This window comes from Mesorhizobium sp. B2-5-7 (genome assembly GCF_006440875.1).
Taxonomy (GTDB): domain Bacteria; phylum Pseudomonadota; class Alphaproteobacteria; order Rhizobiales; family Rhizobiaceae; genus Mesorhizobium; species Mesorhizobium australicum.
The window spans coordinates 221,563-233,336 of record NZ_VFUO01000004.1 but is presented as its reverse complement, the minus strand read 5'-3'; the positions used below and the strand labels follow the sequence as shown (position 1 = coordinate 233,336).

10 protein-coding genes are annotated in these 11,774 nt (G+C 65.1%); 9 read left to right on the top strand and 1 reads right to left on the bottom strand.

From position 1 onward, the window contains the following. Position 1: 1 nt before the first annotated feature. The 8 genes from FJ543_RS19075 (at position 2) to FJ543_RS19040 (ending at position 9,281) form a co-directional block, all read left to right on the top strand. Positions 2–1,222 carry a GNAT family N-acetyltransferase gene (locus tag FJ543_RS19075; RefSeq protein WP_140716459.1) on the top strand — a complete coding sequence of 407 codons (1,221 nt, stop codon included), beginning with the start codon at positions 2–4 and terminating at the stop codon, positions 1,220–1,222. Positions 1,223–1,331: 109 nt separating this feature from the next. Then, entirely contained in the window at positions 1,332–2,480 is a 1,149-nt protein-coding gene (locus tag FJ543_RS19070) for a GNAT family N-acetyltransferase (protein WP_246678840.1), read from the top strand. Between the two features lie 112 nt (positions 2,481–2,592). Continuing rightward, the gene (locus tag FJ543_RS19065; protein ID WP_015316844.1) at positions 2,593–2,817 is read left to right on the top strand and encodes a hypothetical protein; all 225 of its coding nucleotides are present in this window, start codon (positions 2,593–2,595) and stop codon (positions 2,815–2,817) included. Positions 2,818–2,911: 94 nt separating this feature from the next. Then, positions 2,912–5,419 carry a DNA ligase D gene (gene ligD, locus FJ543_RS19060; protein ID WP_140876456.1) on the top strand — a complete coding sequence of 836 codons (2,508 nt, stop codon included), beginning with the start codon at positions 2,912–2,914 and terminating at the stop codon, positions 5,417–5,419. 317 nt (positions 5,420–5,736) lie between these two features. Then, a complete protein-coding gene (locus tag FJ543_RS19055) occupies positions 5,737–6,642 on the top strand; it encodes a Ku protein (RefSeq protein ID WP_015316846.1) in 906 nt (301 codons plus the stop codon). Further along, on the top strand, positions 6,639–7,772 hold the full coding sequence (locus tag FJ543_RS19050; RefSeq protein ID WP_140876454.1) for a tetratricopeptide repeat protein: 1,134 nt from the start codon (positions 6,639–6,641) through the stop codon (positions 7,770–7,772). The genes FJ543_RS19055 and FJ543_RS19050 overlap by 4 nt, the downstream gene beginning before the upstream one ends. Before the next feature lie 88 nt (positions 7,773–7,860). Continuing rightward, a complete protein-coding gene (locus tag FJ543_RS19045; RefSeq protein ID WP_140876452.1) occupies positions 7,861–8,505 on the top strand; it encodes an alpha/beta family hydrolase in 645 nt (214 codons plus the stop codon). Between the two features lie 5 nt (positions 8,506–8,510). Beyond that, positions 8,511–9,281, top strand: a complete 771-nt coding sequence (locus FJ543_RS19040; RefSeq protein ID WP_140876450.1) for an exodeoxyribonuclease III — start codon at positions 8,511–8,513, stop codon at positions 9,279–9,281. 135 nt (positions 9,282–9,416) lie between these two features. Here FJ543_RS19040 and FJ543_RS19035 read toward each other — a convergent pair whose 3' ends face one another. Then, positions 9,417–9,509 (bottom strand): lasso RiPP family leader peptide-containing protein, encoded by a 93-nt coding sequence (locus tag FJ543_RS19035; RefSeq protein ID WP_140617931.1) that lies wholly within the window; start codon positions 9,507–9,509, stop codon positions 9,417–9,419. 245 nt (positions 9,510–9,754) lie between these two features. Between FJ543_RS19035 and FJ543_RS19030 the strand changes: the two genes are divergently transcribed. Then, positions 9,755–11,311, top strand: a complete 1,557-nt coding sequence (locus FJ543_RS19030) for a WD40 repeat domain-containing protein (protein WP_140876448.1) — start codon at positions 9,755–9,757, stop codon at positions 11,309–11,311. Positions 11,312–11,774: the final 463 nt, after the last annotated feature.

Sequence of the window (11,774 nt, the reverse complement as noted above, 5' to 3'; positions counted from 1 at the left end):
TGTGACAGGCCACGCAGTGCAAATTGCCGCGATGACCGACTTGCCTGGCGGGCAGGTCTCGCATCCCACCTCCGTCGCGGCGAACGACGCCTATACGGCAAAACTGCACACCAGCCTCGAGGCGGTCAGGCCACTCTGGCTGCGCCTCCAGGAAAGCGGTGTGTGCACCGGCCACCAGAATTACGCCTGGGCGGAAGGGATCGCCACGCGGCTGCTGCCGGAAGGCGCCGAACTCCTCATCGTCGAGGTGGGCGACGCCACGACTGGCGAACCCAGGATGCTGGTGCCGCTGATGCGGCGCAGGGCCTTCCATCATTGGGTGGTCGAATGGTTGAGCTGTGGCGTCTGCGACTATTCGGCACCGCTGCTGGCCGATGCCAGCCCGTGGACGCGACAATCCGCGCAGGCTGCGTGGGCGGCGGTGCGCTCGGCGCTGCCGCCGGCGGACCGCGTCCACATCGTGGGGATTCCCCGACAGATTCAGGGCGTCGCCAATCCGCTGGCCTTGCTGTCGGCCACACGCGATTCCATCCAGACCACTTTCGGCCTCGCCATCGACGGCGATCCCGAAACAGTGCTCAAGCGTCTCTGCAGGCCATCCTTCGTCAAGGAATTCGGCAAGGACTGGCGCCGCCTCGAACGGCTTGGCAGCGTGGAACTGGTCGAGGCCGGGGCGCCGGCCGAGGTTGACCGTATCTTCGGCGAACTGGTGCGGATGCGGCTCGACCGCTTTCGCGAGCTTGGTCGCTTCGATCTGCTGACCCAGGAGAACATCGTCGAATTTTACCGGAACGCGGCTGTTCAGGGCCTGTTGGACGGTTCGGTGCGGCTTTTCGGGCTGCTCGTCGGCGAGGCTCTGATCGCGGTTCAATATCTGCTCGTGCATCAAGGGACTGTTCATGCTCTGCTGATAGCAATGGACCAGGGCGTCGTGCCCAATGTCTCGCCGGGGCTTGCAATCATGGGCAGGTTGATCGGCTGGGCGCGCGAACGAGGCTTTGGATATTTCGACCTGTCGGTCGGCAACCAGAGCTACAAGGAACATATGGGCGCCAAGGGTTCGGTATTGGTCGAACTCTGCCATGGGTTCACGATGCGGGGCAGTGTGGCGACCACCGCCATCGAGTTCCGCAGGCGGGTCGAGGCTTTCGTACGCTCCAGCCCAAGGCTGCTCAACGCGGTCCAGGGAACAATGCGGGGTTTTCGGCGCTTGCGTGGATAATGCCCATGCGCCCCAGAACGAATGGGAGAGGCATGTGGCAAGCCAGGCAGTGCGGTTGGTCGCGACAGCGGATGCACCGGTTCAACCGATTTCGCCGGTTAGAGCAGGCATGGGCGCCACCGCGCACTATACGGCGCGGCTGCACACCAGCTTCGACACCGTAAGGCAGCTCTGGCAGCGTCTTGAGGAGACCGGTTTGTGCACCGGCCACCAGGGCCTTGCCTGGGTGGAAGGGATCGCCGGGCGGCTGATGCCCAAAAGCGCCGCGCTGCTCGTCGTCGAGGTCAATGATGCCGCCACGGGCGCGCATGTCATGCTGCTGCCGCTGATGCGGCGCCGGGCGCTCGGCCACTCCGTGATCGAATGGCTGAGCTGCGGCGTGTGCGATTATTCGGCGCCGCTGCTGGCCGATGCCAGGCCTTGGACCAGGCAAAACGCCGACGCCGCCTGGGCCGCGGTCCGCGCCGTGCTGCCGCCGGCCGACCGCATCCATATTGCGGGGATTCCGCGGGAAATCCACGGCGTGGCCAATCCGCTGGCGCTGCTTTCGGCGGCGCGCGACTCCATTCAGATCGCCTCGGGTCTGGTCATGGATGGCGAGCCGGAGACGCTGGTCAAGCGTATCTGCAAATCCTCCTTCACCAAGAATTTCAACAAGCACTGCCGCCGCTTCGAACAACTCGGAGGCCTCGCACTGGTCGAAGCCGAGACGCCTGAGATGATCGAGGAGCAGTTCGGCAGGCTGCTCGACCTCAGGCTCAACCGCTTTCGCGAACTCGGGCGCTTCGACCTTTTGACGCAGGCGCCGATCGTGGAGTTCTACCGCAACGCCGCGCTGCAGGGGCTTTCCGACGGCTCGGTGCGGCTGTTCGGGCTGCGCGTCGGCCAGGCCTATCTCGCTGTCATGTACGTGCTGGTCATGAAGGGCACCTTGCACGCCCTGCTGCTCGGGATCGACCAGGACGCGGTGGCCAACGTCGCGCCGGGCCTGACGATGATCGGCAAGCTGATGGTGTGGGCACGGGCGCAAGGGCTCGGCTATTTCGACCTCTCGGTCGGCGGACAGGGATACAAGCAGCATATCGGCGCCTCGAACTCGGTGCTGGCCGAACTGTGCGAGGCGATGACGCTGAAGGGCAGGGGCTCGACCGCCTATATCAGGCTGCGCTGCAAGGCCGAGCTGTTCGTGCGCTCCAAGCCGCGGCTTTACAAGGCCGTGCAGGGCGTGATGCGCCGTTTGCGGCGGTTTAAGACCTGAAGGACGCCGCCCGCGAAATTGACAGGCGCGCGTGTCTCGGCCATCCTTGGGGCCAGTCGCCGGGCCGCCAAAGGCGGCCGAGTTCCGTGTCAGGCGACCGAGGGCGAAGCGCATGTCCACTGCCGTGAACGGCCAGAACTCCAAGCGCGCCGCGGTGCGCAAGGCACTTGACCGCCACAAGGTCTACGTCACCGCGCAGCGTTTCTCAGGCGGCACCTACAGTGCGCGCGTGCTGGTCGACGGCGAGGCCTACTGGGTGGATGAGTTTCGGCTGAGCCAGTTGCAGCAGGGTTTGTCGCCGGCCGAGCTGGAGCTGACGCCGGCGACGGACGACTGAGACCACGTGATAAATCGCGAGCGGTGCCAAGATAGCGCCCCACGGCGCGAAGGAACGAGGCGGTTGTTGGTTTCCGCCAGGCTCGGCTTTTGACATGCCGCCCGCCAAGCTCGGATCCTATCGCGCCAAGCGCGAATTCTCGAAGACGCCGGAGCCGGCCGGCGGGCTGATGACTGGGGGCGGCAACCGCTTCGTCATCCATAAGCATCACGCCACGGCGGACCACTACGATCTGCGCCTGCAGGTTGGCGATGTCTTGAAAAGCTGGGCGGTGCCGCGCGGGCCATCGCTCAACCCAGCCGACAAAAGGCTGGCGGTGGAGACCGAGGACCATCCGCTCGAATACATCGATTTCGAGGGCGTCATTCCCGAAGGCGAATATGGCGGCGGGCCGATGATCGTCTGGGACACCGGCAGCTGGGCGCCGATGGACGACGTCGACAAAAGCCTGCGCACCGGCGCCTTCAAGTTCCGGCTGGCCGGCGAAAAGCTCAATGGCGGCTGGATGTTGACCCGGCTGAAGCCAAAGCCCGGCGAAGACGAGAACAAGAAGAACTGGCTGCTGTTCAAGGAGCGCGACCTCGCCGCCGACACGGGGCTGAATATCCTCGAAGCGCGGCCGGAAAGCGTGAAATCCGGCTTGCGCATCGAGGAGCTGGCAGCGCCACCTAAGCCGGCCGCGAAGTCCGCGCCAAAGCCCGGTTCGCTGAAGCCGGGCGACCTGCCGGGCGCGGCCAAGGCGCCAGCGCTGAGCCGCATCGAGCCGCAACTGGCGAGCCAGGTGCCGAAGCCGCCGGGCGGCGAAGGCCTTGCCGAGAATACGAACGAGCTCTGGCTGCACGAGATCAAATTCGACGGCTACCGCACCATGGCGCATATCTCCGACGGGCAGGTGCGGCTGATCACGCGCGGTGGCATCGACTGGACGAGACGCTATGGCGACTTGCCAGATGCGTTCGCCAAGCTGCCGTGCCGCGAGACGATCATCGACGGTGAGATCGTCGTGCTCGATGCCAAGGGCATTTCCCGCTTTGCGCTGTTGCAGGACGCGCTGGCAGCGGGCGCCGGCAGCAAGCTGCATTTCTACGCCTTCGACCTACTGCATCTCGACGGCTGGGACCTGATCAAGGTGCCGCTCATCCGGCGCAAGGCGCTGTTGGCCGAACTGCTTGGCGGGCTTGGCGCCAACTCCGCCATCCAATTCTCCGACCATGTCGAAGGTTCCGGGCAAGCGCTTTACGACCAGGTGACGGAACTCGGCCTGGAGGGCGTGGTCTCCAAGCGCGCCACCGCGATCTATCAGAGCGGCCGCACCAAGAGCTGGACCAAGACCAAGGCACTCGAAAAGGACGATTTCGTCATCGCCGGCTACACCATTTCGGACGCGGCCGAGGGGCTGGCCGCGCTCGGCATGGCCGAGTGGGTGGACGGCGAACTGCACTATCGCGGCAAGGTCGGCACCGGCTTCGATGCCGGGACCGCGGCCGACCTGCTGGCCCGGCTTGGGCCGCTCACATCCGGCGCCACGCCGCCGGAAGGCGTGCCGCGTGAAATCATGCGCGAGATGCATTGGGTCAAGCCGCTGTTTTCGGCGCGCATCCACTACGCCAATCGAACCGCGGACAATTCGTTGCGCCACGGTGTGTTCCGGGGCCTCAGGGATGTCGGCCTGTCGACGCCGGTCTCCTCGACGCGCAAGCGCCTGATCGCCGAAGCCGATCTCGCCACCATCTGGGTGACAAACCCGACGCGGCGGCTGTTCGGCAAGACCGGCCCGACCAAGCTCGACATCGCCGTCTATTACGCGCTGGTCGGCGACTTCATGCTGCCGCACATCCTTGGCCGCCCGGTGTCGCTGGTGCGCTGCCCGACCGGCCTGCCCAAGGACTGCTTCTTCCAGCGTCATGCGTTCACCGGCATGCCGCCTTCGGTGGTGACATTCCAGGCGACCAATTCCGAGGGCGAGACCAAGTCCTATCTCTCGGTCGAGGGCGCGAAAGGATACCTGGCGCTGGCGCAGTTCGGCGTCGTCGAGTTCCACACCTGGGGCACGCATCGCTCGAGCCTCGACAAGCCCGACCAGATCGTCCTCGACCTCGACCCGGGCGAGGGGATTTCCTGGCGCGAGGTGGTGGAGGCCGCCGTGCACATCAAGGGCGAGCTGGAGGGGCTTGGCCTGGTGCCGTTCGCAAAAACCTCCGGCGGCAGCGGTATCCACATCACCGTGCCGGTGACGCAAAAGCAGAACTGGAAGAAGCTGCATCAGGCAACCAGCGCCATATCAACGCATCTAGCGGCCACCGCGCCCGACACCTTCACCACCACAATGGGCAAGGAAAACCGCAAGCGGCGCATCTTCATCGACTATCACCGCAACGCGCGCGGCCACACCTCGGCCGCGCCCTATTCGCTGCGCGCCCGAACCAACCTGCCGGCCTCGACACCGGTGAGCTGGGCCGATCTGGAGGCGATCGATGCACCGCAGGATTTAAATTATGCGTCGCTGCCGGGGTTGCTGGAGACGTCGGGCGATCCGTGGGCTGAGATCGACGACTTCGCCAGGGATCTGCCGGTGGTCTCGGGAAAGGTAAACGGGCTTTGAGGCGCCCTTCGACGACCAGGGCTCCTGAACTTCGTCATCCTAGGGCGAAGCAGGAGCGAAGCTCCGTCGCGAAGACCCTAGGATGACGAAGCGTGGAGCGTTCGCTGTGGTCGCCGGCGTGTCGGCTCAAACGCCATCGACGCTTTCGACAATTTGAATTATCTTGTCGCCGGTCCTCTCGCAGCCCCGGCGGGAGGATTTCGTCAGGGATTTGTCGGTATTGTGCGGGGTCGGTGTAGGATTTGCGCAGCCTTGTTCGTCCTTCGGACGAAGCGCTGCGAAGTAACAGTCAGTGCATGGCCGCGTAGGAGTTCATCATGGCGCCCAGGGCAAGTTGGAAGGGTTACCTCAAACTCAGTCTCGTCAGCTGTCCGGTGCGGCTATATCCCGCCACCAGCGCCAGCGAGCGCATCTCGTTCAACCAGCTGCACAAGAAGACCCACAACCGCATCAACATGAAGCCGGTCGACCCTGAACTGGGGCTCGTCGAGCGGGCGGATCTGGTCAAGGGCTACGAGTACGAGGACAAGCAGTACATCATCATCGACGATGCCGACCTCGACGCGGTGCGCATCGAATCCAACCACACGATGAACATCGAGGCTTTCGTCGATGAGGACGAGGTCGACGTCATCTACCAGGACGCGCCCTATTACATGGCGCCGGACGGGGCGATGGCGGAAGAGACTTTCGCCGTGCTGCGCGAAGCGATGCGCAAATCCGGCAAGCTCGCCATCGCCAGGCTGGTGCTGTCCAGCCGCGAGCGCGTGGTGACGATCGGCGCGCGCGAGAACGGGATGTTCGTGTGCACGTTGAGGAACCCGAACGAAGTGCGTGGCACGGCTGAATATTTCGGCAACATTCCAGCCGGCAAGCCTGACCCGGAAATGCTGCAGCTTGCCGAAGCGCTGATCAAGCAGAAGGAAACCACCTTCGATCCGAAGAATTACGAGGACCGCTACGAGGTCGCGCTGATGACGATGATCCGCGAGAAGCTGAAGGGCCACAAGCCGATCATCGCGGCGGCACCGGAGCGCGGCAACGTCATCAACCTGATGGATGCGCTGAAGGCCAGCCTGTCTCAGTCGAAGCCGCCGGCCAAGTCGAAGAGCAAGGCCGACGAGCCCGCCAAGCCCGCCGCGAAGAAGGCGGCTGCGGGTGGTGCGCCTGAAAATCCGCTCAAGGCCAACCTGCTCAAGGCGGTCGGCAAGAGCAAGAAATGACGGCTCCGGCCGTTCCGGGCGCTGTCTTCGGCACGATCGGCGCACTGGCGGCGTTTCCGCTCAGGCTTGCCGCACGCGAGGTGGAGCGCCAGCACGGCCAGCTCAGGCGCGGCGTCACCCGCCGCACCACGCATGTCGTGTTCGGACGCGCATTGTTGGTCAAGGCGGGGCTGACCAAGGCCGGACTAACCAAAAATAGCGATAGCGAGATCGAACGCCGCGTTGGCGCCGAGCGCGCGGCCGGGCGCATTCTCATGAGCGAGAACGGTTTCCTGCGGCTGCTCGGGCTGATGAAGGCGCCCGAGGCGTCTTCGCTGTCGCGCCAATCGCTGATCGACCAGTCAAGGCTGTCCGGCGCCGATCTCGACAGGCTCAGCCTGTTCGACGCCTTCGAGCATGATGGCGAGCCCCATTCCTTCCGCGACCTGATCCTGGCGCGCAAATATGCCGGGCTGATCGCCGGGGGTGCGACATGGGGTGCGATCGCGCGCTCCGTCCACCGCTCCGGCCCGGTGGCCTCGCTCACCGCCAAGTCGCTCAATGTCGGCTCGCGGCACGGGCGGCCCGACGCGATCTACCTCGAAGGCGGCCAGAGCGAGCTCGACGGGCAGCTGCTGTTCGATCTCGGCGCCGCGGCAGAAGGCGACGACACGCTGGAAGATTTGTTCGCCGAGGCGGAAGCCGCCGAGGAGGGCGGGGACCATGACGGGGCCGCCGCACTCTATCAGCGCTGCCTCGCCATCGATCCCACTGACGCCATCGCCGCCTTCAACCGCGCCAACTGTTTGCGCGGGTCCGGGCGCGTGGCGGAAGCCGCGCATGATTATGCCAGGGCGATCAAGCTCGATCCGGCCTTCGTCGAAGCCTGGTTCAACCTGGCCGGGCTGATGAGCGAGCAAGGGCGCGACGCTTCGGCGCGAAGGCATTTGCAGAAGGCGATCGCACTCGACAAGACTTATGCCGACCCGGTGTTCAATCTGGCGCGGCTGGAGTTTGACGCCGGCAATCTGCTCGAGGCGCGGCGGTTGTGGATGCGGTACCTGGAGCTCGACGCGGTCTCGGAATGGGCAGGGGTGGCTGCCAGGGGTGTGCAGTTCGTGGACATGCAGCTGGCGAAGTCGGCGGGGTGACGATGGTGGGCGAAGGCCGCGATGACAGCCGATCTCTCGCTTCGTGGGGGGAGATCGGCAGCTTCGCCGTCGCGCGGGGTGTCACATCATGACCAGCTTCCTCTTCGACGGCCACGAGACCGCTCCCGTCACCATCCTGCTTGCCCATGGCGCCAGCGCTTCAATGGACTCTCCCTCCATGACAGCCACCGCAAAGGCGCTGGCCGCCGCTGGCTTCCAGGTCGTGCGCTTCGAGTTCCACTATATGGCCGCGCGCCGCTACGGCCAGCGCAAGCCGCCGCCGCGTGCCGAGACGGTGAACCCGGAATACATCAAGGCGATCGCCGACCTCAGGGCGAAGGGCGTGACGGGCAAGCTCATCATCGGCGGCAAGTCGATGGGCGGGCGGGTCGCCTCGATGATCGCCGACGAGATGTTTTCCAAGGGCGAAATATTAGGACTGGTCTGCCTCGGCTATCCCTTCCATCCGCCTGGCAAGCCCGAGCAATTGCGGACAAAACATCTCGCCGGGCTGAAGACGCCGACGCTGATCTTCCAAGGCACGCGCGACGAGTTCGGCACGAAGGACGAGGTTGCGACCTACAACCTTTCCAATGCAATCGAAGTGATCTGGCTGGAGGACGGCGACCATGATTTGAAGCCGCGCAAGAGTATTTCGGGTTTCTCGATCGCGGATCATCTGACGACGCTGGCGGAGACGGTGAGGGCTTGGATGGGCAGGATCGCGCCCTGATCCCAATGAAGATCGCCAGCTTCAACATCAACAACATCAACAGCAGGCTGGACAACCTGCTGTCGTGGCTCGGCTCCGCAAAACCCGATGTGGTCTGCCTGCAGGAACTGAAGGCGCGCGACACGCAGTTTCCGCGTACCGCGCTTGCCGATGCCGGCTATGGCGCGGTGTGGAAAGGCGAGCCGACCTGGAACGGCGTCGCCATACTCGCGCGCGGTGCCGAGCCGGTGCTGACCCGCGATGTGTTGCCCGGCGACGATGCCGACCGGCAGAGCCGCTACATCGAGGCGGCGGTGAACGGCATCGTCATCGCCTGTCTCTATGCGCCCAACGGCAACCCGCAACCGGGGCCGAAATTCACCTACAAGCTCGCCTGGCACGCAAGGCTCGAAGCGCATGCCGAACAGCTCATCGACACCGGCCTGCCGGTGGTGCTGGCCGGCGACTACAACATCGTGCCCGAACCGCGCGACATCTACGCCACACGCTCCTATGACGACAACGCGCTGGTGCAGCCGGAAAGCCGCGCTGCCTTCGCCGCGCTGCTCGAACAAGGCTGGACCGATGCGTTGCGCAAGAAATACCCGAAGGAGACGCTCTACACCTTCTGGGATTACCGACGGAACCGCTGGCCACGCAACGCGGGCCTGCGGCTCGACCACATCCTGTTGTCGACGACGCTGGTGCGCAAGCTCAGGGCGGCAGGCATCGATCGTGACGTGCGCGGACAGGACGGCGCCAGCGACCACGCGCCGGTCTGGGTGGAATTGGGGTGAAGGCCGTCGCGACAGTCGTCGCGTAAACCACGCGACGGCAACGCTGTCACGGCCTCAAGAAAGACAGAGCATCCCTGCCTGCCGATCGGACAGTGCCCCCAACATTATTGGCGGATATGTTCCCGGGTACTGAAATCAGCCTGGCAGTATCGGCGCCGAGGGCCCGGCCGTGACCGACTTCAGATTACCCTTCTTGACCAGGACGGGTCGTTCATAAATCTTCTTCATAGTGCAAGCTCTCCACTATATCCCGTCACGATAGTGACACATCACGGTCATCTGTCAATGTTGTGAGGGCGATAGTCGAGGTTAGCCCACCGAAGCATTGCGGACTCTGGGCTCCAGGAGGCCGGGTGCCCTGGCGCAAATCCGAATACTGCGATCGGTGTACATCAGGGCAGGAAACAAGAGCGGCGCTTTGCGGCATCCACCGGCGCTGATAATCTTGTCCAAATCGGCGGGCGGAGGGCGCGATGAACAGGTTGGCTGACAAGGTGCTGGCGCTTGTCCTGGCTGTGGTCGCGGCCGCCTGTCTGGCCCATGTCTATCCGCTGATCGACATCCTCGCCGGGCGTGGCCTTGCCGGGCTCGACGCTGCCACGCTGCGGCCGGCGGCATATTCGGCGGCGGCACTTGCCTGTTTCATCGGCGCGTTGCTGTTCCTGGCGGGCCAATTGCCCGGCCGGCCCGTACACGCGGCCGGGGTGCCGCTGTTCGGCAGGGACGCCGAATTGGAGCCTGCGGGCCGCCCACGCCTGCGCCGGACTTTCCTGGTGCTGCCAGTGGTTGTCTTGCTGGCGCTGCTTGGCGACGGGTTCGGCTCGTGGTGGCCGCATGAGGGTGGCGAGCATGTCGCCAGCGCGCCGCCCATGGAATCCGTGCCAAAGCCGGAATCGCCGTCGCCGGTTGCTCGGACACCGCCCTTGCCGCCGGCCCTGCCGTCCGAGCAGGCGGCCACGCCGCCAGCCGCTGCAAACCCGCCGGCTTTGCCGGTGCAACCAGCTCCGCCGGTGGCCGAGCCTGCTGTTCCGCCGGCGTCTACGGCCCCGATGCCGCCGGAGGTCGCGGTCATTCCGCCGCCGACGGTGGCGCCGTTGCCGCCGTCGCCGCCGGCGGCACCAACGCAGCCCGACGGCCATCGCGATGCGGTCGTCTGGCTGGCGGTGGCGCCGGATGGGCGTTCGATCATGAGCGCCAGCACTGACCATACGATCAAGCTCTGGGACATGGGCGGCAAGCACCTGATGCGCAATCTCGGCGTTCACAAGGACATGGCGCGCACCGCGCTCTACATGCCCGACGGCACCAGCGCGCTGACGGCCGGCGACGATGGTGAGATCGTGCAGCGAAAACTCGCCGACGGCGCGGTGCTGCACGTCTTCCAATCCGGCCAGAACGGTGGCGTCAACAAGCTGGCGATCAGCCCGGACGGCAGGCGCGCCGTCAGCGGGCACGACACCGGCAACGTCATCATCTGGGACCTCGTCAACGGGTCCGTGCTGCATGTGCTGACCGGCCACGACTGGTCGATCAGCGCGGTCGCCGTCTCGCCCGATGGCAAGCAGGCCCTCTCGGGCAGCATCGACGGGACGCTGAAACTCTGGGACATCGACAGCGGCAAGCAGTTGCGCAGCTGGCACGGCCATGAGCAAGGCACCTATGGCGCCGTGTTCACCGCCGACGGGCATCATCTGATCACCGGCAGCGGCGACCTGACGATCAAGGTCTGGGATGTCGACAGCGGCCGCGAGGTGAAGCGCTTCGAGGGCCACGAGGGCACGGTTTACGCACTGGTGCTATCGGCCGACGGCAAACGCCTGCTGTCCGGATCACTCGACGGCACCGCAAGGCTGTGGGACATGGCGAGTGGGAATCAGATCGCCATGTTCGACAGCCAGACCGGACCGATCTACGCCGTCGCCTTCGCCGCCGATGGCACGGTGCTGACCGGCGGCTCCGACCGCACCATCAGGGATTGGCCGGCGGCCGGTGGTGACGGCGTCGTGCTGTTTGCAGGGGCGCCGGGGTGAGTGCCTGGAGAGGCTGGGCCGGGGCATGGACGCTGGTCAAGTAATCGGGGCGCTTGCCATGGTCGACGCGGACGGGGGGGCGCATTGTTGGGGTGTGCTCGGCGCCCGCGCCAACCAGGGCGGCTCGTACCGCCGCAACAACACCATCGCACATCGCCCACACGTCGGAAACTTCCGCGAAAGCGGAATAGGCAGGGGCTGCAAGACCCGGCATTCTAGCCGGGCATGATCGGCCAACCCCAGGCGGCTGGCGAGGCGGTAACGCAGTATGGCAAAGTGCTGGTCCATGGATTGACCGGGGACGTTGCGTTGCTATCTGACTCGATGGGCTGCGGCCTGCGGATCGAACTGATCGGTTTTCCTTGTAGGACCAAGGTCTTGTTTCGTGCGCCCGAAAGTCCGAGAGGCCCCGTTCGGTTCCGGCAATGTCCATTGGACGTTCCGCTATTTTATCCAATCGAGA

Bases quoted from the DNA above. Each gene is read 5' to 3' on its own strand.
- FJ543_RS19070 (WP_246678840.1), top strand. From the start codon at position 1,332: ATGGGCGCCACCGCGCACTATACGGCGCGGCTGCACACCAGCTTCGAC.
- FJ543_RS19065 (WP_015316844.1), top strand. From the start codon at position 2,593: ATGTCCACTGCCGTGAACGGCCAGAACTCCAAGCGCGCCGCGGTGCGC.
- ligD (WP_140876456.1), top strand. From the start codon at position 2,912: ATGCCGCCCGCCAAGCTCGGATCCTATCGCGCCAAGCGCGAATTCTCG.
- FJ543_RS19055 (WP_015316846.1), top strand. From the start codon at position 5,737: ATGGCGCCCAGGGCAAGTTGGAAGGGTTACCTCAAACTCAGTCTCGTC.
- FJ543_RS19050 (WP_140876454.1), top strand. From the start codon at position 6,639: ATGACGGCTCCGGCCGTTCCGGGCGCTGTCTTCGGCACGATCGGCGCA.
- FJ543_RS19045 (WP_140876452.1), top strand. From the start codon at position 7,861: ATGACCAGCTTCCTCTTCGACGGCCACGAGACCGCTCCCGTCACCATC.
- FJ543_RS19040 (WP_140876450.1), top strand. From the start codon at position 8,511: ATGAAGATCGCCAGCTTCAACATCAACAACATCAACAGCAGGCTGGAC.
- FJ543_RS19035 (WP_140617931.1), bottom strand. From the start codon at position 9,509: ATGAAGAAGATTTATGAACGACCCGTCCTGGTCAAGAAGGGTAATCTG.
- FJ543_RS19030 (WP_140876448.1), top strand. From the start codon at position 9,755: ATGAACAGGTTGGCTGACAAGGTGCTGGCGCTTGTCCTGGCTGTGGTC.